16 protein-coding genes are annotated in these 23,333 nt (G+C 68.6%); 12 read left to right on the top strand and 4 right to left on the bottom strand.

The window, feature by feature from the left end:
- Nucleotides 1-102 precede the first annotated feature (102 nt).
- A complete protein-coding gene (locus N1031_RS06480; protein WP_259478790.1) occupies nucleotides 103-882 on the top strand; it encodes a hypothetical protein in 780 nt (259 codons plus the stop codon).
- The gene (locus N1031_RS06475) at nucleotides 879-4,184 is read left to right on the top strand and encodes a DEAD/DEAH box helicase (RefSeq protein ID WP_259478789.1); all 3,306 of its coding nucleotides are present in this window, start codon (nucleotides 879-881) and stop codon (nucleotides 4,182-4,184) included. The genes N1031_RS06480 and N1031_RS06475 overlap by 4 nt, the downstream gene beginning before the upstream one ends.
- 228 nt (nucleotides 4,185-4,412) lie before the next feature.
- On the opposite strand, the gene N1031_RS06470 is transcribed toward N1031_RS06475, so the two are convergent.
- Nucleotides 4,413-5,000: a helix-turn-helix transcriptional regulator gene (locus N1031_RS06470; protein ID WP_259478788.1), complete on the bottom strand. Its 588-nt coding sequence runs from the start codon at nucleotides 4,998-5,000 to the stop codon at nucleotides 4,413-4,415.
- 165 nt (nucleotides 5,001-5,165) lie between these two features.
- Between N1031_RS06470 and N1031_RS06465 the strand changes: the two genes are divergently transcribed.
- The 3 genes from N1031_RS06465 to N1031_RS06455 are packed head-to-tail and all read left to right on the top strand — an operon-like array spanning nucleotide 5,166 to nucleotide 7,755.
- Nucleotides 5,166-6,341, top strand: a complete 1,176-nt coding sequence (locus N1031_RS06465; RefSeq protein WP_259478787.1) for an ABC transporter substrate-binding protein — start codon at nucleotides 5,166-5,168, stop codon at nucleotides 6,339-6,341.
- A 44-nt stretch (nucleotides 6,342-6,385) separates the two neighbouring features.
- Nucleotides 6,386-7,315, top strand: a complete 930-nt coding sequence (locus tag N1031_RS06460) for an isopenicillin N synthase family dioxygenase (protein WP_259478786.1) — start codon at nucleotides 6,386-6,388, stop codon at nucleotides 7,313-7,315.
- The gene (locus N1031_RS06455; RefSeq protein WP_259478785.1) at nucleotides 7,312-7,755 is read left to right on the top strand and encodes a nucleoside deaminase; all 444 of its coding nucleotides are present in this window, start codon (nucleotides 7,312-7,314) and stop codon (nucleotides 7,753-7,755) included. The genes N1031_RS06460 and N1031_RS06455 overlap by 4 nt, the downstream gene beginning before the upstream one ends.
- Before the next feature lie 31 nt (nucleotides 7,756-7,786).
- Here N1031_RS06455 and N1031_RS06450 read toward each other — a convergent pair whose 3' ends face one another.
- Together N1031_RS06450 and N1031_RS06445 are read right to left on the bottom strand one after the other, a co-directional pair.
- Nucleotides 7,787-8,434 (bottom strand): ThuA domain-containing protein, encoded by a 648-nt coding sequence (locus N1031_RS06450; RefSeq protein WP_259478784.1) that lies wholly within the window; start codon nucleotides 8,432-8,434, stop codon nucleotides 7,787-7,789.
- Nucleotides 8,431-9,495, bottom strand: a complete 1,065-nt coding sequence (locus tag N1031_RS06445; protein WP_259478783.1) for a substrate-binding domain-containing protein — start codon at nucleotides 9,493-9,495, stop codon at nucleotides 8,431-8,433. The genes N1031_RS06450 and N1031_RS06445 overlap by 4 nt, the downstream gene beginning before the upstream one ends.
- A 194-nt stretch (nucleotides 9,496-9,689) precedes the next feature.
- Here N1031_RS06445 and N1031_RS06440 point away from each other — a divergent pair, with 194 nt between their 5' ends.
- Nucleotides 9,690-12,545: a glycoside hydrolase family 9 protein gene (locus tag N1031_RS06440; RefSeq protein WP_259478782.1), complete on the top strand. Its 2,856-nt coding sequence runs from the start codon at nucleotides 9,690-9,692 to the stop codon at nucleotides 12,543-12,545.
- Nucleotides 12,546-12,601: 56 nt separating this feature from the next.
- On the opposite strand, the gene N1031_RS06435 is transcribed toward N1031_RS06440, so the two are convergent.
- Nucleotides 12,602-13,642, bottom strand: a complete 1,041-nt coding sequence (locus N1031_RS06435; protein ID WP_259478781.1) for a hydroxyacid dehydrogenase — start codon at nucleotides 13,640-13,642, stop codon at nucleotides 12,602-12,604.
- Between the two features lie 202 nt (nucleotides 13,643-13,844).
- Here N1031_RS06435 and N1031_RS06430 point away from each other — a divergent pair, with 202 nt between their 5' ends.
- Genes N1031_RS06430 through N1031_RS06405 form a run of 6 tightly spaced genes read left to right on the top strand, consistent with a single transcriptional unit; the run spans nucleotide 13,845 to nucleotide 23,326 of the window.
- Complete coding sequence (locus N1031_RS06430; RefSeq protein WP_259478780.1) at nucleotides 13,845-15,227, top strand: ABC transporter substrate-binding protein; 1,383 nt, start codon at nucleotides 13,845-13,847, stop codon at nucleotides 15,225-15,227.
- Entirely contained in the window at nucleotides 15,224-16,219 is a 996-nt protein-coding gene (locus N1031_RS06425) for a carbohydrate ABC transporter permease (RefSeq protein ID WP_259478779.1), read from the top strand. The genes N1031_RS06430 and N1031_RS06425 overlap by 4 nt, the downstream gene beginning before the upstream one ends.
- The gene (locus tag N1031_RS06420) at nucleotides 16,216-17,139 is read left to right on the top strand and encodes a carbohydrate ABC transporter permease (protein ID WP_259478778.1); all 924 of its coding nucleotides are present in this window, start codon (nucleotides 16,216-16,218) and stop codon (nucleotides 17,137-17,139) included. The genes N1031_RS06425 and N1031_RS06420 overlap by 4 nt, the downstream gene beginning before the upstream one ends.
- Before the next feature lie 31 nt (nucleotides 17,140-17,170).
- Nucleotides 17,171-19,057: a glycoside hydrolase family 3 protein gene (locus N1031_RS06415; RefSeq protein WP_259478777.1), complete on the top strand. Its 1,887-nt coding sequence runs from the start codon at nucleotides 17,171-17,173 to the stop codon at nucleotides 19,055-19,057.
- Between the two features lie 16 nt (nucleotides 19,058-19,073).
- A complete protein-coding gene (locus tag N1031_RS06410; RefSeq protein WP_259478776.1) occupies nucleotides 19,074-22,118 on the top strand; it encodes an alpha-mannosidase in 3,045 nt (1,014 codons plus the stop codon).
- Entirely contained in the window at nucleotides 22,115-23,326 is a 1,212-nt protein-coding gene (locus N1031_RS06405) for a serine hydrolase domain-containing protein (protein ID WP_259478775.1), read from the top strand. Before N1031_RS06410 ends, N1031_RS06405 begins: the two co-directional genes overlap by 4 nt.
- Nucleotides 23,327-23,333: the final 7 nt, after the last annotated feature.

Genomic DNA, 23,333 nt, shown 5'->3' with positions numbered 1-23,333 from the left:
GACTCGCGGGTGGCGGCAAGACGGGCTGTCGGAGGGTGCCAAGTAGGCTGATGCCAGCGGAGTCTGCCCCTTCCGCGTCGGGAGCACGGGAGAGGTGGTGTAGTGGTCGGATCGCTCGCTTACACCGTCGACCACGGCGCAGTCTCCGCGACCGGTCACCTCCTCGAAGAGTCGGATGTCGCCCACATCGCGTCTGATGTGCAAGCGATTCTGCGAGATGACACTGGCGTCCAGGAGGCGCGCGAGGCCCTCGCCGACCTGGCAAAGACCGACTTCGAGAACGAGCGTTTGGAGAGCATCCTCACCGCCCCTGACTCGTTCGATGAGTGGCGAGTAGGGGAGGCGCTCGCCGAACATCATCTGATCACGGAAGTTGGATGCGAGTTCCCCTGGCCGGATAGTCGCTCGACGCGAAACCCCAACAGCAGCGGAGGGGGCGTGGACCTTATTGGATTCCACGCGAGCGATCGAGTTCGGTTCGTCTTTGCCGAGGTGAAGACCAGCCACCAGCAGGCATGGCCCCCCGGCTTGCTGACGAGCCGAAGTCACGGGCTTCATAGTCAGTTATCCGGGCTCAACGCGGGCGACGACCGTAGCAGATGGGCGATTCGATACCTCACGATGAACTCGGTAGGTAAATCATGGCTGGATAGTTTCCGTCAGGCGCTTGCGACCTACCTAGCAGACAGCCTGGATGTCATCATTTACGGCGTTCTCATCCACGCGACCGAACCGAACCAGGCAGACCTTCGGGCCAGAGCCTCCAGTCTTGCCCAATCCGTGAAAGAACCAACCAGCATGGCGCTCGTCGCGATCTACCTAACCGCCGAATTACTGGCGCAGGTCGCAGACGCTTCGGTCGTATTGGAGACCGCGGCATGACCATCTCCCGCGAAGCAATCAGTCGCCTCAGATCACACTGGGCAATCGAAGCCCTCGGCGCCGACCGGGTGAAGGCGGCCCACGACGCGGCTGCCTCCATGTACGTCGACTCGAACCTTGGTCGCCAGCTTCACCGCGAAGGCCCTCACGACGCCGCGACCGAGGCTCTCATCCAAGACGTCGCCTTCGCATACGAGATCGTCGCCAGCGAAGGGATCGAGGCCCTCGCGCAGGTATCGCTGCACTCGGGCGCATCAGACGCCGCGGTGGCGGAGGCCGCGGCCCACGAGGCGTTCGCTCTTCTTCGGGCGCTTCCGTTGGAGCTCGACTCGTTGGAGGCGCTGGTACATCAAGTCCTTCAGCTCGGTGCACTCGCATACTGTTCGGACCGCTGGGCGGAGTATCGGGCCTGGATGCGCGAGCGGGAAGTCAACCCCGAGCTCTTCCGATCCAACGGCTCATGGGACACACGTGTTCTCAGTGACCTAGGTCAGATTTGGACTCGGCTTCTTCGCAAAGACGGATGGCAAGACCTGGAAGGCGTCGCAGAGACTGTGGCGCGGCTGCGAGCCGAACAGAAAGAGAACGAGGAGCTTCTCTTCAACGCGCAATCACGGCCCGAAGACCTGCAGGTCGCTGGGTGGCGCCTCGTAGCCCTGTACCACTGGGCCAGACTCTCGGAAATGGTCGCTACCTACCTCATGCAAGGGGAGCCAGCCGACATCGCGACGCAACTCGACTTCCACTTCGACCGAGCGATCTCCGCGGCACAGCAGTCTGCTGATCCAGCGTTCGTAGTGGTTCTCCAATGGCAGCGCGCGATGGCCCAGCGCATGGTGGCGGGTGCCCTGTGGTCTGTCACACGAATCGGTCCTGAGATTCGGAGCATCGTCGAAACTGCGACCCGACACCGTTCCATGTTTGAGATGCTGCCTCCGCAGCGCATCGCGATTCAGGAACAGGGGCTCTTGGACCCGGCGAGCGCGGCAGTCGTTGTCGACCTGCCGACGAGCGCTGGGAAGACCATCCTCGCCGAGTTCAAGATCGTTCAAGCTATTAGCCAGTTCAAGCAGGACAAAGGCTGGGTCGCGTATGTGGCGCCAACACGGGCGCTCGTCTCGCAGATCACTCGACGGCTAAGGCGTGACCTCGGGCCGAGCGGCATTCGAGTTGAGGAACTTACCTCCGCTGTGGAGATAGATGACATCGAAGCTGGCATGCTCAACGAGTCTCCCTTTGACGTGCTGGTGGCCACTCCGGAGAAGCTCCACCTGGCAATCCGCAATGCGGCAATCGCTCGCCCGCTCGCGTTGTTGGTGCTCGATGAGGCGCACAACATTGAAGATTCCGACCGCGGTATCCGCATCGAACTATTGCTGGCTACCGTCAAACGAGACTGCACCCAGGCGAACTTCTTGTTGCTCATGCCTTATGTGCCGAACGGCGATGACCTCGCCCGATGGCTGGCTCCGAGAACTGGAAAGAGCATCAGTCTTGCAACGACCCCTTGGCAGCCCAACGATCGGCTGATCGGTCTTGTGTCGGCAGTAGCTCCGCCCTCCGGGCGGGGTAGGGACTGGCGACTGTCTTTCGAGCCCATGCTGACAAGCGGCTCATCAATGAATGTCTCGGGCCTCTACCAGATTGGTGACGCACCTCAACTTGATCGCACGTTTTCCAGTATCAAGAACAGTCTCAGCAAGATCGCTGGCGCATCGGCGCTGACGCTGTCTGAGCGGGGGACTGCGATCGTGATCTGCCCCACTATCCCGACCGTTTGGACAATTGCCGAGGAGTTGTCAGGAGAACTTCCGGAAGTGGATGATCCCGACATTGCCTTGGTGCAACGCTATCTGGCAGCAGAAATCAGCGAAGATTACGCGCTCATTGGCATGCTCGCTCGTCGGATCGGGGTACATCACGCAGGACTCTCCGACGAAACGCGCGCACTGATGGAATGGCTCGCCGAGCAGGGAAAGTTGCGGATTCTGGTCGCCACGACGGGACTCTCTCAAGGCCTGAACTTCCCGGTCTCGTCCATCTTCCTCGCAAGTCGGAATCTGCCCAGCGGAAAGTTCAACCGTCCTATGACGCCCCGCGAGTTCTGGAACCTCGCGGGCAGAGCAGGCCGTGTGGATCAGGACAGCATCGGCGTCGTCGGGATCTCCAGCAAAGAGGGCGATCGTGAGTCGCTGGCCCAGTTCTTGTCAGAACAAGCGGGAGCGCTTGTTTCTAGGCTTGTCGTCCTCCTGGATGAACTTGAAGATGCTGGCCGACTGCTCAACCTGGAGCGATCGCTATACAACGATCAATGGGCGGACTTCCGTAGTTACGTCGCGCACCTATTCGCTCAGAAGAAGAACCTTGACGCTGTTCTGTCTGAAACCGAGCTGCTGCTACGCAACACGTTCGGATACTCGTCGCTAGCCGAGGCGAGTCCCGCTGAACGGCAGAAGGGTCTTAGGCTCTTGGAGGCGACGCGGGCTTATGCTGCTGAGCTTGCACAGAGCGTTGAGACGGCGACGCTCGCCGATAGCACTGGATTCACTCCCGAGGGCATCCGTTCTGCGATGGGCGAGATGCGTCGGATGGACAAGTCTCTCGATGTGAGTGATTGGCAACCGGGCAGCTTGTTTGGTGATGTCACGTCGAGCGCTCTGCCTGACCTCATGCGGGTCATGCTTCAACTACCGCAGATCAGAGACAGCATCGACGAGCTGAGTGGCGTCGGCGCTGGGATCGGCGACAGGGCAGCGAAGATTGCTGCTGACTGGGTTGCTGGCGTCTCCATCAAGTCCATCGCCGAGCGATACTTCGGCGATGCGGCAACCCCGACTGCCGCGCTTACGGAGGCAACAAAGGCCATCTACCGAAACCTTGCGACGGCGGGTACGTGGGGGATTACAGCCCTCTCCAAGTTGCCCACAAGCGGTATCGATTTTGAGAACGTCAGCGAGAGCGACCTGCGAAGCGTCAACTTGCTCGGTGCGATGCTCTATCACGGGGTCGACACCGAGGCAGGCGTGGTGATGCGAATGAGTTCAGTTCCGAGAACGGCAGCCAAGTCGCTCGGTGCGGAGTTCGCGCAGGGTCACGAACCAGGGTCTCTCCGTCCGTCAGAGGCGCGTGAGTTCCTTTCACAGCTGTCTGACGTTGATTGGGCTCGTCACGTACCGCGGGGGTCAGACCTCGCGGGTTCTGACTTGAGGGACTTGTGGCAGGTGCTTTCAGGCAACACTGGCGATCCCGGCGCTCGGTCTGCGGTTGGTGCCGCGGAGCAACCTCGTTCAGGGGCGTCGTGATTGATGAGGGGGACCAGAAGGGGACCAGAATCATGCAAACCATGCATCTCGTGACGTGCTCTGCATGATCTGAGGCCCGGAAGCACGCGGATTTCGGCCGCGATAGATGTGTCTGGACGCCTGGGGGTCAAGGGGTCGCAGGTTCAAATCCTGTCAGCCCGACAGAAGAGGATGAACGGGAGTCTCGGCCACGTGGCTGAGGCTCCCGCTTTTCGTATCACCCGCAGGTCACTTCACGGTGAACAGCAAGAGTGCCGCCGGTTCCGGCCCGCGGGCGGTCCAGCGGGTGCTGACGGGCCCCCGGAAGAACATGACGTCGTGGCCGGCGAGCTCCCATTCGCCCTGGCCACGCACATCCACCCGCAGTAGCCCGCTGAGGAGCACCAGGGCGGACTCGCCGTCGTGTTCGAACCAGTCGCCGACGTTGCGTGCCTCGTCGACGGAGTAGTCGAAGATCTCGATGCGGCTTCCCTCTCCGGCCCGGAGGAGACGCCCGAGCGGTGACTGGTCGTCATTGGCAGCGGACACCAGAGAGCCCTCGGACGCGCGGATGACCGTGACGTTGGCGGGGTCGGGGGCGGGCATGAGGTCGGAGGGATGCAGACCGAGCGCGTTGCCCAGTTTGTAGAGCGTGTGCAGCGAGGGGGTGGCCTCGCCGCGCTCCACCTTGCTCAGGAAGGGCTGGCTGATGTCCGCCTCGGCGGCGAGCTCCACCATGGAGAGCGATGCCTTCTTGCGGGCGCCGCGGATGCGCTCGCCCACCTGACGGCTGAGAGCCGACTCGGGCGCGGTCTCGCTGCCCGCCGGGTCGTTCATTTCGACACGTCCCGGTAATACGGCGGAAACGGAGCGGAAATCGCGAGGGCGTTAGATATTCCCACAGGTTATATTTCGCTCCACTAGAGCTGCCGGAAGGCTGCTTTCGTTCTTCATCATATTCTTCTCGACTATTCTCGCGCACCCTTGCGGATAAGGATCACCATGCGAACAGCACCTCGTCTCCTTCTCGGTACCGCCGCCGCGGCCGGCCTCGCCCTGGCGGCCTCCGGCTGCTCGTCCGCCGCTCCGGCGTCACCGGGCGCCTCGTCCTCCTCCGCCGCCATCGGCGCCGTCGATCTCTCGGCCGACTGCCCCGCCACGGTCGTGGTGCAGACCGACTGGAACCCCAGCTCCGAGCACGGCCACCTCTACGAGCTGCTCGGACCCGACCCCGTCATCGACTCCTCCGGCAAATCGGTCTCGGGGCCGCTCTACTCGGGAGGCGAATACACCGGCGTCCAGCTCGAGATTCGGGCAGGGGGCCCGGCGATCGGGTTCCAGACGGTGTCGAGCCAGATGTACGCCGACCCCTCGATCACTCTCGGCTACGTGCAGACGGACGGTCAGATCATCGCGTCGGCTGAGCAGCCCACGGTGTCGGTGATGGCCCCCTTGGAGGTCAGCCCGCAGATCATCATGTGGGACCCGGCAACCTACCCCGACGCCACCACCATCGCCGACATCGGCAAGACGGATGCGGTGGTGCGCTACTACGGCGGCGCGCCGTACATGGAGTACCTCATCCAGTCGGGCCTCATCGCTGCAGAGAACGCCGACGGAGGCTACGACGGCACCCCGGCCGCGTTCATCGCGAGCGGCGGCAAGGATGCGCAGCAGGGCTTCGCGAGCAGCGAGCCCTACCTCTACGAGAACGAGATCGAGGCGTGGGACAAGCCGGTGGCCTACCAGCTCGTGGCCGACGCGGGCTACCCGAACTACACCGCCACCATGTCCGTGCGCGCCGACGCCCTCGACGAACTCGACGGATGTCTCGCGAAGCTCGTGCCGGTGATGCAGCAGGCCGAGGTGGACTTCTATGCCGATCCGGAGCCCGTGATCGACCTCATCCTCGAGGCGGTGGAGGCCTACGACACCGGAATCGTCTACACCCGCGGCGCGGCGGAGTTCGGTGTCTCGAGCGCCCTGGCCGACGGACTCGTCTCCAACGGCGACGACGGCGCCATCGGCGACTTCGACCCGGAACGGGTGCAGCGGATGCTCGACATCGTCGGCCCCATCGCCCTCGCAGCCGGTTCCGCACCTGCCGAAGGCCTCACCGCCGAGCAGCTCTACACGAACGACTACATCGACCCGTCGATCGGTCTGCCGGCCGACTGAGCCGGCATCCGTTCCGTCATCCCTCTCGAGAAAGGCCAGGACCCATGACCCTCACCGTCCCCGTCATCGACATCAGCCCCTTCACCGACGGCACCGCACCGGAGGCCGTGGTCGCCGAGATCGATCGGGCCTGCCGCGATCTCGGCTTCCTCGTGATCACCGGACACGGCGTGCCGCAGCCCATCCTCGACCGCGGGGTCGAGGCCATGAGCCGCTTCTTCGCCGCGCCGGTCGACACGAAGCTTCAGCACTACCGCGACGGCTACCACGGCGGCTACAGCGAGTTCGCGAACATGTCGCTCGGGCAGTCGCTGGGCGCCGAGGCCCCGGCCGACCTTCGTGAGGGCTTCGCGGCGAAGCGGCACGACATCCTCGACCCGTCCTCCCCGGTGTGGGGAGATGAGGAGTCCACCCGGGGGCTCCGATTGGCGCTCACCGACTACTACTTCGCCATGAACGCTGTCGCCGACACGCTGATGGAGATCTTCGCGGTCGCCCTCGGACGGGAGCGCGACTACTTCGAGCAGTTCACCTTCCGCCACGACAGCAACCTCGGTGTGTTCCACTACCCGCCGATGCAGGAGCAGCCGCTGCCCGGGCAGCTGCGCGGCGGCGCGCACACCGACTTCGGTGGCGTGACCGTGCTCTACGCCGCTCCCTCCGTGGAGGGCCTCGAGGTGTGGGACGGGGAGGAGTGGCAGCCCGTGCCGGTGATCGCCGGAACATTCGTGATCAACCTCGGCGACCTCATGCAGCGCTGGACCAACGACGTGTGGAACTCCACCCTTCACCGGGTGACGAATCCCGCCGACGGCGCCTGGGACAGTGACCGACTTTCGTTCGCGTTCTTCCACCAGCCCAACAAGGACGCCGTCATCGCCTCGCTCGACGAAAGCTCGGCCCCGAAGTACGAGACCATCACCTCCGGCCAGCACTTCGTCGCGAAGATCGAGGCCATGAAGGTCACGGCGTGACCCCGATCACGCCGGCGGGAGTCGCCGCACTGCAGAGCGCCGTGAGCGCAGCGGAGGGGGCGCGGGCGCGTGGTGACGCCCCGTTCGGTGCGGTGGTGGTGCTCGACGGGGTGGTGGTGAGCCTCGAGTCCAATGCGGTCGTGAGCTCCGGCGACCCCACGGCGCATGCGGAGGTGTGCGCCATCCGCGAGGCCTGCCGGTCGCTGGGCCGCACCTCGCTCGCCGGTGCGGTGCTCTACAGTTCGTGCGAGCCCTGCCTGATGTGTGCGGCCGCGGCCGTCTGGGCCGGCATCGACTCGGTCGTCTACGCCGCACCCATCGAGGCGGTCACGCTGTTTCCGATCGCGGACCTCTTCCCGGCCGGAAGCCTCGACTGGGAGCGACTGCCCCTCGCCCGCACCCTCGTGCCGGTGCCGGGGGCGCTTTCGCTGGTTCGCTGACGACCATCGCGCGAGCGGCCGCCCTGCGCGGTCAGGCCGGGACGTCGGCCGTGAGCCATGCCGTCAGGCGGCGCAGGAGGGCGCCGGCGAGGGGAGACTCGTAGGCGGCGGGGTCGTGACCCAGGGACGTGTAGGCCGCTCGGCGGCCGTCGCGGTCGAGGGTCCAGGCCGCGGGATGCTCGGTGTCGTCGTAGTCGTGCACGAGCAGCACCTCGGCGGCGGGGGAGACCCGCAGCCAGGAGTAGGCCTCGTCGATCGTGTCGAGGGGCTCCAGCCCGCTCACCACCGCGGAGTCGGAGACCGCCCGCAGTCGGAGAGCACCCCGCTCGGGGTGCATCGAGACCCCGCGCACCCACCGGCCGCCGAGCGACTCCTCCCACTCGTCGTGACCGGGCAGCAGGGTCGCCGCGACGTGCAGGGCGAGGAGAGGCCCTCGGTGACCGGATACGATCGTCGCGAGTCGATCGTCGAGCGGATGCGCGGTGGGGCCGCCGCCGGCGTTGACGACGAGCAGGTCGCCGTCGTCGAGCGATTCCTGCAGCGCGTCGAGGGTGTCGACGACTGTCACGTCGTGGTGGGAGGCCCGGAGGGTCCCGGCCACGAGGGCGCTGGTCTCGGCGAACGGGTGCCAGGGATCGGCGTAGTCGCCGCCCCCCGAGAACAGCAGGATGCGGCTCACGGCGCGGGAGCGGTGGAGGCGCGCAGCACGAGGCGGGGCTCGACCTGGATCTGGAGCGGCGGCTCGGCGCTCGGCTCCCGGATGAGGTCGATGAGCAGTCGCGTCGCCAGAGCGCCCACACGGCGACGATCGGGGGCCACGGCGGAGATGGGCGGATCGGCGCGCGCCGAGACATCGTCGTCGTAGGCCACGATCGAGAGCCGGTCGGGAACGGAGAGTCCGCGCGCCCGGGCGTTCTGCAGGAGGCCGAAGAGCGAGTTCTCGTCACCGTGGCAGAACACGGCGGTGGCCCCGATGCGCTCGACGGTGTCGAGCACGACGTCGGCACTGCCACGCTCCCAGCGGGGGCCGGAACCGAGTTCTCCCGGGCCGAGGATGACGCTCTGCTCGTCCATCCCGAGCCGGCCGATCGCATCCCTCGACCCGATGCGCACGAACTCCGAGCTCTGCGAGCTGCCCCGGCTCACCATGACGAGCCGGCGATGGCCGAGATCGGAGAGGTGCTTCAGGGCGCTGTGGGCGCCCCGCTCGTGCGCCGAACGCACCGACGAGACCGAACCCAGGCCGCCCCCCGGCATCTCGCGCTCGACGAACACCACCGGAACCTGAAGGCGCTCGACCGCCTCGCGGAACCCGGCGGGAGCGGCGTGCTCGGAGACCGTCGGCACCCAGAGCAGACCGTCGACGCCCTCGCGCACGAGTTCGTCGATGAGGCGGTACTCCTCCTCGAGGTCGTACTCCGAGATGACGAGCTTCATCTCGCCGCCGGGGGCCAGCGCGTCGTCGATGCCCTCGACGACGTAGCGGTAGTAGTAGGAGGTGGGGACGACGACGCCGATCGTGCCGGTGAACGTCTCCGGGGACTGGTGCGGCGTGTGATCGCCGCGCAGCACCGCTCCGCCGCGCACCTTGTCGAGGATGCGCTCCGCCACCAGGGCGTCGAGGTCGCGCCGGATCGTGACGTGCGAGACGCCGATGTCGTCGACGAGAGAGGCGATCCGCACGGCACCGTCGTGCTGGGCGCGGTCGAGGATCAGGGCGCGCCGCTCGGCTGCGAGCATGTCTCCCCCCTTCGTGAGGCTGACTCGTGAGGCTGACGTGCGCCCATCATAACGCAATGAACGGTTTCGAACATGACTGGAGGGTCACTCGCCGGAATCGCTCATTAAGTTTACAAACCTTGCTTTAAGTTTCGAAATGTGTCGATACTGAGGCGCCGGCGAGGCCGCCGACACGTACTTCGAAGGAGAGGTCCATGTCACGACGACGAATTCATGCGATGTGGGGAGGCGCGGCGCTCGCGACGGCCGTCGCGCTGGGAGGGTCGATGATCACGGCCCCACCCGCATCCGCCGCCACCATCGACCGGGTCACCGTGAGCCAGGGCGGCTACAGCGCCGCCGGCTACAAGGTGGGCTTCGCCGTGGCCGACGGAGCGCTGCCGGGCGCCACGAGCTGCCGCGTGCTCCAGGGCGAGACCGTCGTGCTGCCCTCGTGCACACTGCTGGACCGCGGCACGACCTGGGGCGACCGCGTCTACCAGGTCGACTTCAGCGCCTTCACGACCGTCGGCGACGACTACGCGCTCGAGATCGGAGGCGTACGGTCACCGCGCTTCGCCATCGACGAGAACATGTGGGCGGGCTACCTGGACGAGATGACCGCGTTCTACCGGCTGCAGCGCTCCGGCGTCGCGACCGAGGACGCCTACCCCGACGGCTACAGCAGCATCGCCCCGTCGGAGAAGGTCTACCACGCCGCCGGGCACCTCGACGACGCCGCCTCGGAGGACGGCACCGTGCACTACGACCTCACGGGCGGCTGGTACGACGCCGGCGACTACGGCATCTACGGCGGCAACCAGTGGGTCGCGGGCAACATCGCCATCTCGTACCTGCGCTACGGCGACACCCCGGAGGTCGCCTTCGACAACGACGCGAACGGCGTGCCCGACCTCGTCGACGAGGCCTGGTTCGGCAGCGAGTACCTGCTCCGGATGCTCGACGCCTTCGGCGGTCCGTTCTGGGACGTGAAGGGCAGCGGCGGGTTCCAGCACCCGGAGTTCCACACCGACGGCGTGGTCGGCACGGCCGACGACCGCCGCATCTCGGGGATGGGCGTGGGCGGCTCCGCGAAGGCGTCGGGGTCGCTCGCCGCCACCGCCCGGGCGATCCGCGCCGCCATCGACAGCGGCGACATCGCCGTGGCCGACGCCGCCGCGTGGGAGGCCCTGGCCGTCGAGGCCGAGGAGGGAGCGGTCGAGTTCTACGACTACGCCGACTCGCACCGCGGCGATCCCCTCGGCGGCTACTCGACCACGCGGGGCGGCATCGCGAACTCGCTGCTGTTCGCCGAGGTGCAGCTGCACCTGCTGACGGGGGACGCGGCGTATCGCACCTCGGCCGAGGCGACGATCGCGGCGACGCCGTTCACGATCCTGTCGAGCACGAACTACTGGGACATGGGGCCGCTGTCGATGGCCGAGCTCTACCCCGTGGCCACCGCGGCGGGCAAGCTCGACATCCAGCGCTACCTCAAGAAGCAGCTGGACTACGTGCTCTCCTCCACCGACGACACCCCGTACGGCGTGATCGACCAGTTCAAGAACTTCGGGGTGAACGAGCCGCACGTGTCGTACATGGCGGATGCGCTGCGCTACTGGGAGCTGTTCGGCGACCAGCGCGCCCTCCGCGCGGTGCAGAAGGGGCTGTACTGGGTGTTCGGCAACAACCCGTGGGGCACGAGCTGGGTCTCGGGCGTGGGGGAGACGTTCACGACCTTCCTGCACACGAGGCTCGACGAGCAGGGCCAGACCGCCGGTGGCACGGGCATCGTCCTGCCCGGGGCGCTCGTGTCGGGTCCGAACGTGAAAGACCCGCTCGACATGACCAGCGCGAGCCCTTGGTACCAAGACCGCCCGGGCGCGCAGGACGTCGGTCAGCAGTGGCGCTACAACGAGTACAGCGTGAGCATCCAAGCCGGTCTCTTCTCGGCCCTCTTCGGCCTCACCGCCGCCGGCGACGCTCCCTGGTCGACGGGGACGCCACCGACCGCGCTCACCGTCGGATCCCCGCGCATCGGCGACTACGTGACCGGCGACGTGACGGTCTTCGCCCAGAGCGGCACGTCGCTCACGGGACACGCGCTCGGCCCGGACTGGACGCCGATGACCGCATCCGGCGGCGTGTCGACCGGGCACGTCGACGTGAGTGGCCAGGCGCCCTACACCAACGCGCGCATCGACGTGCGGGGCACCCAGGCGAGCGGGGCCTACAGCTACAGCTCCGCCCACTACACGGTCGCGCCTCCGCTGCCCACGCCCGAGACGCCGCTGCTCTACGACGGATTCGGTCGCGACGGCCTGTTCGGGGTGCAGGGGTACACCTGGGTGAACTGGTACAACAACCACGCCGGCGTGGGGCAGGTCACCAACACGACCGTCGACGACCGAACCGTGGGGCGGTTCTTCCAGAATCCCGCCACCGCCATGTCGCAGGCGAAGTTCCAGCCCTGGCACCACTCGGTGGACGCCGACGGCTACCGCTACCTCTCGGTCACGATGCGGAGCCCCTCACCCAACCTCCGCCTGCGCATCGAGGTGTCGGACGCCGATTCGAACCATCGCGTGACGGGGACCGCGCCCATCGCGATCGCCAACACCTGGACGACGTACGACTTCGATCTCGCGGCGTTCCCGGGGCTCGATCGCTCGCAGGCCAAGCTCGTGTTCTGGCTGCAGCAGACCGCCGACACCGACGGCGAGCTGTTCGTCGACTCGGTCCAGTTCACCAACGATGCCGGCGGCACCGCTCCCGTACTCTCCGACGTGAGCCACACGGCGGGAACCCTCACGCCGTCGACGCCGGTGACGGTCGAGGCCGAGTACACCGACGCCGACGGAACGGCTCCGCACGCCGTCGAACTCGTGATCGACGGCGTTATCCACGCCATGTCGCCGGTCGACCCCGGTGACACCGACTACACCGACGGGGCCCGGTACGCCGGCACGGTCTCCCTCGTGAAGGGGGTGCACAGCTACTACGTGCGCACCACCGACACGACCTCGGCCGTGGTGCAGTCGCCCCTGGTGACCGGGGTGACGGTGGGCTGACCCGGGCGGCATGCGGTGGGGAGCGACGGCGAGCCGCTCCCCACCGCATCCGTTCGTCAGGCGATGATGCCGAGCGACTCGCCCTCGACGCGGTGCACCGGCGGGAGTCCCCGGCACAGCCGCTCGATCTCGTCGAGCGCGGAGTCGGCCAGCCGGCCGGTCTCCGCGTGCATCGCGCCGGCGATGTGCGGGCTGAGCACGATCCCCGGTGTGTCGAACAGCACCGAGTCGGCCGGGAGGGGCTCCGGGTCGGTCACGTCGAGGATCGCCCGGAGGGTGCCGAGACGGCAGCGCCGGATGAGGGCCTCGGTGTCGACGAGCGAGCCTCGCGCCGTGTTGATGAGCACCGCGTGCGGGCGCAGGAGCGCGATCCGCCGGGCGTCGAGCAGGTGCCGGGTGTCGGGCAGCTCGGGGGCGTGGATGCTGACGATGTCGCTCGCCGCGAGCATCGAATCGAGCTCGACGAGGCGTGCGCCCACGGCAGAGGCGTCGGCGTGGCGGGCGTGCGGGTCGGCCACCAGCACCTCGAGCCCGAACGGGCGCAGGAGCTCCGCGACCCGCCGGCCCACGCGGGACAGTCCGATGATGCCCACGGTGCCGCCGAAGTTGACGGCCGAGGGGATGGCGTCGCGCCACACCCCGCCGACCTCGCGATGACGCCGGTAGCCCTCCACGTAGCTGGCCACGCGCTTTCCTTCGAGGAGGATCGTGGCGAGCGTGAACTCGGCGACGGGGATCGCGTTGGCGTCGGCGGCGCTGGTGACCAGGATGCCGCGATCCCAGAACGCGGGGGAGACGTGCTGCTTCACCGATCCTCCGGTGTGGATGACCGCGCGCAGCCCGGGGGCTGCGGCCAGCACGTCGGGGCCCAGCACCGGCGAACCCCATCCCGTGACCAGGATCTCGGTGCTCGCGAGGCGCGCGACGGCGTCGGGGCCTCGCAGGTCGTCGAGGCGCACGGGATCGCCGAGCGCGACCAGGCCGTGCAGCCGGCTGAGGCGGTCGGGGTCGAAGAGATCGCCGAACGCCCGCGCATTCATCAGGAGCAGGGCGGACGGGCGATCCGCATCCACACGGTCTGCGCTGAGCTGTGCCATGTCAGCAATGAGAGCACAGTCCGCACAAACTTCACAAGTTAGAAACCAGATTGCAAAGAAATGATCGCAAAGCTTGCAAACTGTTCAGAGGGTCTGCATACTGGGCGAGACGCACGACGCGGTGTTGACCGGAACCTCCGGAATCCGGCCTCGTCGGCGACCATCGCGGTAGCAGCAGGCCACCGCGCCGAACGGAGGAATCATGCATCGACGCACCCGGAGCGCCCTCGCCGCGCTCGTCGTGCTCCCGCTGCTCGCAGGCACCGTCGCCTGCACCAGCGGTTCGAGCGACGCGCCGACCGAGGCCGGCGACGAGCCGGTCACCATCACGATCATGGGCAAGCCCGCGGCCACCAACACCGCAGCGGTGGAGCTCTTCGAGCGCCAGGTCGCGGAGTTCGAGGAGGCGAACCCGAACATCACCATCGAGGCGTCCGACGTGCCGTGGGACGCCAAGACCTTCGCCACCCGGCTCGCGGGCGGGAACGCGCCCACGCTCCTGCGGGTGCCGCTCACCGAGCCCCCGGCGCTCATCGAGCGCGGTCAGGTGGCCGACATCTCCGACGTGGCGGCCGAGCTCGAGAGCTTCGACGACCTCAACCCGCGAGTGATGCAGTTCCTGGAGCGCGACGGCGCCGTCTACGGCATCCCCGAGAAGAGCTACGCCTTCGGTCTCGTCTACAACCGCGATCTCTTCGAGCAGGCGGGTCTCGATCCCGACAGCCCGCCGGAGACGTGGGACGAGGTGCGCGAGTACGCCGCACAGATCGCCGAGACCACCGGCAAGACCGGCTTCGGCGAGATCACGACGAACAACAGCGGCGGCTGGCACCTCACGGGGTACGACTACACGCACGGCGGCCGCATCATCGAGCAGGACGCGAGCGGGAACTGGACGGCGGCGTTCAACGACGACGACGCCCGCGAGGTGCTCGAGCTGTGGAAGGCGATGCGCTGGGAGGACGACTCGCTGGGCGACAACGTGCTCGGCAAGCAGGAGGACCTGGTGGCCGAGTTCACCGCGGGCAACGTGGGCATGTGGGTCTCCGCTCCGCCGGACGTCTACCCGAACTACATCGCCGCGGGCGGCGACCCCGACGCCTTCGGTGCCGGCCCCATGCCGCAGGGCGGCGCGGATTCCACGCTCGCCGGCGCCACGGTGCTGATGGTGAACGCCCAGGCGACGGAGGCCGAGAAGGAGGCCGCCGTGAAGTGGATCGACTGGCGTGCGCTGCGGCCGAACTACGACCTCGAGGTCGCGGCCGAGACGGCGGAGGCGTCGGCCGCCGACGGCCTGCCGGTCGGTGTTCCGGTCGCCCCGATCTTCAGCGACGAGGCGTACGCGGCCTACCGCGACGCGATCGACGAGTTCGTGAACGTGCCGGTCGACAACTTCGCCCCCTACGTCGCCTCGCTCGGAGCCTTCGAGTACGTGCCGGAGCCCGAGGTCGCCTCTCAGGAGATCTACGCGGCGCTCGACCCGCTGGTGCAGGCGGTCCTCACCGATCCGAACGCGGACATCGACGCCCTCCTCGCCGACGCGGAGTCCCGCGTCAACGCGATCCTGGCGCAGCACGCGTCATGACGATCGCCCCCGAACGCCTGGGCGGTGCGGACCTGGACCGCACCGCCCAGGCGGCGGCCGCCGAGACCGCGGCCGAGCGCGAGCGGCAGCGGCAGCGGCGCCGGCGCGGACGCCGCAGCCCTCAACGCCGCCGCGCCGCGATCGCCGCGCTGCTGTTCCTCCTCCCGGCCCTCGTGACCTTCGGCTATTTCGCCTGGTGGCCGATCCTGCAGAGCACCGTGCTCGCGTTCCAGCAGACGAACCTGGTCGACCCCGCCGAGTGGGTAGGGCTGCGCAACTTCGAGGTGCTCTTCGCCGACCCGCTGCTGCCCAAGGCCGCCCTCAACACGCTGTGGTTCACGGTGCTCTCCCTGGCCATCGGGCTACCGGTGCCGCTGCTGTGCGCCGTGCTCCTCTCCGAGCTCCGGCGCGGCGGCACGCTGGCCCGGGTGCTCGCCTACCTGCCGGTGGTCATTCCACCCGTGGTCGCGGTGCTGCTGTGGAAGGTGTTCTACAGCCCCGGCGAGACCGGGGTCGTGAACTCGCTCCTCGCGCTGGTCGGCATCGGTCCGCTCCCGTGGCTCCAGTCGCCCGAGCTGGCCATGCCGAGCCTCGTCATCGTGGCCACCTGGTCGGGCGCCGGCACCGCCATCCTCATCTACCTGGCCGCCCTCGCCGGGGTGAGCACCGAGCTGTACGAGGCCGCCGAGCTCGACGGCGCCTCGGTCTGGCAGCGGGTGCGCTACGTCACCCTGCCCCAGCTGCGCGGCGTCATCCTGGTTCTGCTGCTGCTCCAGATCATCGGAGCCATCCAGGTGTTCACCGAGCCCTATGTCATGACCGATGGCGGCCCTGCCAACGCCACGGTCACCATCCTGCTGATGATCTACCGCTACGCCTTCCTGTTCGGCGACTACGGGGTCGCGACGGCGCTCAGCGTGCTGCTCGCGGTCGTGCTCATCATCGTCTCGGCGATCTATCTGAGGCTCACCAGATCGTGGAGCTCGCGATGACCGCCACCGCCTCAGCCCGCCGCACCCGCCGCCGGTCGTCTCCGGTCCGCGAGCGCGGACTGCTCTCCTCGTTCGACTGGCGCCGGCCGCGCATCTTCGTCGGCTGGCGTGCGATGCATGTCGCCCTGTTCGCCGGCCTCATCGCCTTCGGAGCCATCCCGGTGGTGTGGATGATCCGCGCCGCGATCTCGACCACGACCGACCTCGTGCAACGGCCCCTCAGCCTGATTCCCGAGCCCGCACGCTGGGAGAACATCCCGACCGCGTGGAACCTGCTCGACATCGGCCACTACCTCGGCAACACCGTGGTGCTCGTAGGGGGTTCGTGGGCGGTGCAGCTGCTGGTCTCCGCCACCGCCGGATACGCGCTGGCGGTCATCCGACCCTGGTACGGGAGGATCGTCTACGGCGCCATCCTCGTGACCCTGTTCGTGCCCGCGACGGTGACGCTCATCGCCCTCTACCTGACCGTGCTCGACCTGCCGTTGCTCGGGATCGGTCTCACCGACACCCCGTGGGCGGTGTGGTTGCCCGCCGGCGCGAACGCCTTCACGATCCTGCTGGTCAAGCAGTTCTTCGAGGAGATCCCGCGCGAGCTGTTCGAGGCCGCCCAGCTCGACGGAGCCGGGTGGTGGACGATCTTCTGGCGCATCGTTCTCCCGATGTCGCGTCCCATCCTCGCCGTGGTGTCGCTGCTGTCGATCATGACGGCCTGGAAGGAGTTCCTCTGGCCGCTGATCGTGCTGACCGACCCGACCACGCAGCCGCTCGCCGTGGCGCTTCCGCGTCTCGCCCAGGCGACCGATCCCGCCTATCTGATCGCCGGGATGCTGATCGCGAGCATCCCACCCATCCTCATCTTCCTCGTGTTCCAGCGCTCGATCGTGCGCGGGATCGGATTCACCGGCCTCAAGGGCTGACCTCGCTCGACCTCGAAAGGACCGCTCCGCCGTGCCCGCACATCCCACCGCTCCACCCGCATCCGTCGACCTCGTCTGGCGCGACCTCAACGGCAACGGGCGGCTCGACCCCTACGAGGACCCTCGCCTGACCCCCGAGGAACGCACCGCCGACCTCCTCACGAGGCTGAGCCTCGAGGAGAAGGCGGGACTCCTCTTCCATACGGTGATCGAGGCCGGACCGGACGGGACGCTGCTGGAGACACCTGGCGCGCTGAGCAAATCGCCGACGAGCACCGTGGTGCTCGGCAAACACCTGAACCACTTCAACGTGCACGCCCTCGGCCGGGCGCGCGACGCCGCACGATGGGCCAACGCCCTGCAGCGTCTCGCCGCGCAGACGCCGCACGGCATTCCGGTGACGATCAGCACCGACCCGCGTCACGGCTTCTTCGAGAACGAGGGCACCTCCTTCGCCGCGGGATCGTTCTCGCAGTGGCCGGAGCCCCTGGGGCTGGCTGCATTGAGCGACGACGACATCCGCGAGTTCGCCGACATCGCTCGCCGGGAGTACCTGGCCGTCGGCATCCGCATGGCGCTGCATCCCCAGATCGACCTGGCGACCGAACCGCGTTGGGGCCGCCAGCTGCACACCTTCGGTTCCGATCCCGAGCGCACCTCGCGCGCGCTCATCGCCTATCTCGAGGGATTCCAAGGCGCCTCGCTCGGCAGCGGTTCGGTCGCGTGCGTGGCGAAGCACTTCCCGGGGGCCGGGCCGCAGGAAGACGGCGAGGATGCGCACTTCCCCTACGGACGTGAGCAGGTCTACCCGGGCGGGGCGTTCGAGCTGCACCTCGAGCCGTTCCGGGCGGCGATCACGGCGGGCGTCGCCGGCATGATGCCGTACTACGGGATGCCCATCGGGCTCGAGCGCGACGGCCTTCCGATCGAGGAGGTGGGGTTCGGCTACAACCGGCAGATCGTGACCGGGCTGCTGCGGGAGGAGCTCGGGTTCGACGGCGTGGTCGTCACGGACTGGGAGCTCGTGAACGACAACGTCGCGCAGGGGCAGGTGCTCCCCGCGAAGGCGTGGGGGGTCGAGCACCTCGACCCGGCGGAACGGCTGGTCGCGGTGCTGGATGCGGGATGCGACCAGTTCGGCGGAGAGGAGTGCGTCGACCTGCTGATCGTCCTCGTGCGCGCGGGACGTGTGAGCGAGGCGCGGATCGACGAGTCGGCGAGGCGCGTGCTCGAACTCAAGTTCCGGCTGGGACTGTTCGACGACCCCTTCGTCGACGAGGACGCCGCGGAGGACGTGGTGGGCCGCCCGGAGCACCGCGCGGCCGGTTTCCGGGCTCAGGCGCAGGCGGTCACGATCCTCAAGGACTCCGGGCCCGACGGCGACCCGCTGCTCCCGATCGCCCGGTCGGACGACCGGCGCGTCTACGTCGAGGGGATCGACCCGGTCGTGTCCGGCGCCCTGGGCGTCGTCGTGGACCGGCCGGAGGAGGCCGACCTCGCCGTCGTGCGCATCGCGGCGCCCTTCGACCCGCGCGACGACCTGCTGTTCGAATCGAGGTTCCGCCAGGGATCGCTCGAGTTCCGGCCCGGTCTCGTGGCCAGGCTCTCGAGCATCGCCGCGCGGGTTCCGCTCGTGCTCGACGTCGCGCTCGACCGGCCGGCGATACTCACCCCGCTCCTCCCGTTCTCGTCGGTCGTGGTGGCCACTTTCGGCACGAGCGATGCGGCGCTGATCGAGACCCTCACCGGGGGAGTCGTCGCGCGGGGCCGGCTTCCGTTCGAGATCCCCCGCTCGATGGATGCGGTGCGCCGCTCCCACGAGGACGTGCCCAACGACACCGCCGATCCGGTCTTCCCGGTCGGATTCGCGCATCCCGTCGCCGTCGAACCGGCCCGACCGGCCGCCGCCGCACACTGACCATCGAGGCCCCACCGTGCATTCCGACCCCCGCCGTACCGGCGACCGCCTCACGCGCTTCGTCGACGAGAGCCTGCGCGCATCCCTGCACACGCGCACCGCACCCCTCGCGCTCGCGAGCTGGGAGGTGCCCGACGAGCCGGTGCCCTTCGGCGTGGCGCAGCGGCAGCGCTTCGAGCCGTTCGCGGTCGGCTCGCCGTGGGGCAGACCCTGGAGCACGCTGTGGTTGCGGGTGCAGGGCACCGTGCCGGGCGACTGGGCGATCGACGAGCGCCATAGTGCCGAGGTGAGCATCGATCTCGGCTTCGACGGGCTCGCGCCGGGGTTCCAGGCGGAGGGACTCGCCTTCCGGCCCGACGGCACGATCGTCAAAGGCGTGTCGCCCCGGAACTCCCACCTGCCCGTCGACTCCGGCGGCGTCGTGGATCTCTTCCTCGAGCTCGCCGCGAACCCCGGCATCCCGCCCGAGTCGCACTGGCGCACGACGCCCCTCGGCGACAAGGCGACGGCCGGATCCGAGCCGCTCTACCGCCTCCGACGGCTGGAGCTCGCTCTCGTCGACCGAGAGGTCTGGAACCTGCTGCAGGACATCGGCGTCGCCCGCGGCCTCGCCGAACAGCTCTCCGCCGAGGACCCCCGCTCGGCCCAGCTGTGGACGGCGCTGGACCGGATGCTCGACGTCGTCGACCCCGATTCAGTCGGCGCCACCGTCACCGCCGCCCGCGCAGCACTGGCGCCGGCGCTCGCCGCACCCGCCGCCGCGAGCGCGCACACCGTCGTGGCGACGGGCCACGCGCACATCGACAGCGCGTGGCTCTGGCCGGTGCGGGAGACGGTGCGCAAGTGCGCCCGCACCTTCTCGAACGTCGTGGCGTTGATGGACGAGCATCCCGACTTCCGTTTCTCGTGCTCGTCGGCGCAGCAGCTCGCGTGGGTGAAGGAGAGCTACCCCGAGCTCTTCGCGCGCATCCGCGAGAAGGTCGCCACCGGGCAGTTCGTGCTCGTCGGTGGGCAGTGGGTCGAACCCGACACCAACCTGCCCGGAGGCGAGTCGACCGTGCGGCAGCTCGTGCACGGGAAGCGGTTCTTCCTCGAGGAGTTCGGGGTGGAGACGACCGAGGTGTGGCTCCCCGACACCTTCGGCTACACCGCGTCGCTGCCGCAGATCATCCGGTTGTCGGGCTCGGACTGGTTCATGACGCAGAAGATCTCGTGGAACCAGTCCAACGCCATGCCGCACCACACCTTCTGGTGGGAGGGCATCGACGGCACCCGGGTGTTCACCCACTTCCCGCCCATCGACACCTACAACGCCGAGCTCTCGCCCGCCGAGCTCGCCCACGCGCAGCGCACCTACCGCGACCACGGTGCGGGTTCGGTCTCGCTCGCGCCGTTCGGCTGGGGCGACGGCGGAGGCGGCCCGACCCGCGAGATGGTGGCGTCGGCGCACCGGCAGGCCGACCTCGACGGTTCGCCGAGGGTGCGGCTGGGAACCCCGCGCGAGTTCTTCGAGGCGGCCAGGGCCGAGCGCGACGAGCTGCCCGTGTGGTCGGGGGAGATGTACCTCGAACTCCATCGGGGAACGCTCACCAGCCAGCTGCGCACGAAGCAGGGGAACCGCCGGCTCGAGCGGCTCCTGCGCGAGGCCGAGCTGTGGTCGACCACCGCTTCGGTCACGCTCGGGCGGCCGTACCCCTACGACGAGCTCGAGCGGATCTGGCGGAGGACGCTGCTGCTGCAGTTCCACGACATCCTGCCGGGGAGCTCGATCGCGTGGGTGCACCGCGAGGCGGAGGCGGATCACGCGCGGCTCGCGGGGGAACTCGAGGAGATCGTGCGGGCGGCGCTCGGCGCCCTCGCCGGCGAGGGCGAGCAGCGTCTCGTCGCGAATTCGGCGTCGGTCGCGCTGGAGGGGGTCGCGGCGGGTGCGATCGCGTCGTGGTCGTCGCCGTCGTCGTCGCCCGCGTCGCCGGGGGTGACGATCCGCCCCTGGCCGGGCGAGAGCGGCGGGCCCGGTGGATGGATCCTGGAGAACGGTCGGATGCGCGTGGCGGTCGACGCCGACGGCCTCGTGCGCTCGGTGTGCGACGCGTCAGGCCGCGAGGCCGTGGCTCCGGGGGAACGCGTGGCCCTCCTGCGGCTCCATCGCGACGTGCCCGACAAGTGGGACGCCTGGGACCTCGATCGGCACTACCGCACCTCCGCGGTCGACCTCGACACGGCGGAGGAGGTCTCGGCGTCGGTCCGCGACGGCGTCGCCGTCGTCGAGGCCACGCGCCGCGTCGGTGCGACGACCATCGTGCAGACGATCTCACTGGGGCCGGGGCGCGACGCCGTCGACATCACGCTCGACGTGGACTGGCACGAGCGGCACAAGCTGCTGAAGCTCGTCATCCCCCTCGACGTGCACGCCGACCGCTCGACCTCCGAGATCCAGTTCGGGCACCTCGACCGCCCGACCCACACGAACACCTCCTGGGACGAGGCCCGGTTCGAGTTCGTCGCCCACCGCTGGATCCGGCTCGGCGAAGAGGGCTACGCGATCGCGATCGCGAACGACTCGACCTTCGGACACTCGGTCACCCGCGACACGCGAGCCGACGGCGGAACCACGACCTCGGTCGGACTGTCGGTGCTGCGGGCCCCCACCTTCCCCGACCCCGAGTCCGATCAGGGACGGCACACGCTCCGGTTCGCGCTCCGGCCGGGCGCCTCCCTCGCCGACGCGGCGGAGGAGGGCCACCGCCTCGACCGTGCCCTTCGCGAGGTCGCCGGTGGGCGCGAGATCGCCCCACTGGTGCGGTCGAGCGATCCGGCCGTGCGCATCGAGACGGTGAAACCGGCCGAGGACCGCAGCGGCGACCTGATCGTGCGACTGTTCGAATCGAGCGGTGGCCGGCGGTCGACCGTCGTCGAGACCGATGCCGCAGTACAGCGGGTGCAGGTCGTCGATCTGCTCGAGCGTCCGCTGGATGCGCAGCCGCTCGACGGTGGGCTGAACCGGGTCAACCTGCAGCTCCGTCCCTTCCAGATCATCACCCTCCGGTACGGCCTGTCATGACCAGTCCGTCGCCAGGTATCGGGACGGTCGCTCCCGGATTCGAGCGGGTCGCCGCGGCCTTCGACGATGCCGTGGCGCAGAGCTCTCCGGGCGGGGCCGCACTCCACGTGCGGGTCGACGGATGCCCGGTGATCGATCGCTGGGGCGGCACCGCCCGAGGGGGCCGGCCCTGGACAGGGGAATCCCTCGCCGTGCTGTTCTCCTGCAGCAAGGGTGTGCTCGCCGTGCTCGCCGGCACCCTCGTGCGGGACGGGCTGCTCGACCTCGACGAGAAGGCGTGCCACTACTGGCCCGAGTTCGGAGCCGCCGGCAAGGACGGTCTCACCGTGAGGGATCTGCTCGCCCATCGTGCGGGGCTTCCGGTGCTCCGGGCCGAACTGCGCCGCAGCGACGTCGTCGACTGGAGCCGGATGACACGGCTCCTGGCGGCCGAGACTCCTCTGTTCCCGCCCGGCGCGACCCACCAGTACCACGCGCTCACCCTGGGCTGGATCGTCGGGGAGGTGCTCGTGCGCGCATCCGGCCGCTCCATCGGCGAGCTGCTCGCCGACCGGATCACGCGGCCGCTCGAGATTCCGCTGTTCTTCGGCGCTCCCGCCGGCGTTCTCCCCACGGTGGCGGAGAGCGTCGTGCTCGACGACTACTGGACCGACACTCCGCCCAACTCCGGCGCCTCCGACCTCGAACGCTTGGCCGATCGCGCCCTGACGCTCGGACACGGTCTGCCCCGCCGCTTCGCGGACCCCGGGGAGGGCTTCAACGACCCCGTCGTGCAGCACGCGGCGATCCCGGGCGCCGGAGCCATCGGCACCGCGAGGGCGCTCGCCACGATGTGGAGCGCGACCGTCTGCGACGGCGAGCGCATCCGTCTGCTGAGCGACGAGGTGGTCGCCGAGCTGTGCCGCCCGGTCAGCGAGGGGCCGCCCGCGGTGCCGGCCCCCGGACCCTGGCATCGCTGGGGTGCCGGCTTCATGCTCTCCTCCGAGCGGCGCCCGATGCTCTCGGCGAGCTCGTTCGGGCACGACGGCCTGGGAGGGCAACTCGCCTTCGCCGACCCCGCGTCGCGAGTCGGCTTCGCCTTCATCAGCAACGGGTTGCGGCTCGCCGACGACGATCGCTCGCGGGTCGTCGTGCAGGCGCTCCGGGAAGCCGTGCTCGACGGGGCGGCCTCCCCATCCACCCTTCAGCACCACACACCGACACGGTAAGGACGAC

It is taken from the genome of Herbiconiux moechotypicola (genome assembly GCF_024979255.1).
Lineage (GTDB): Bacteria > Actinomycetota > Actinomycetes > Actinomycetales > Microbacteriaceae > Herbiconiux > Herbiconiux moechotypicola.
Note: the sequence above shows the minus strand (reverse complement) of the source record. Positions and strands in the feature narration are given on the sequence as shown.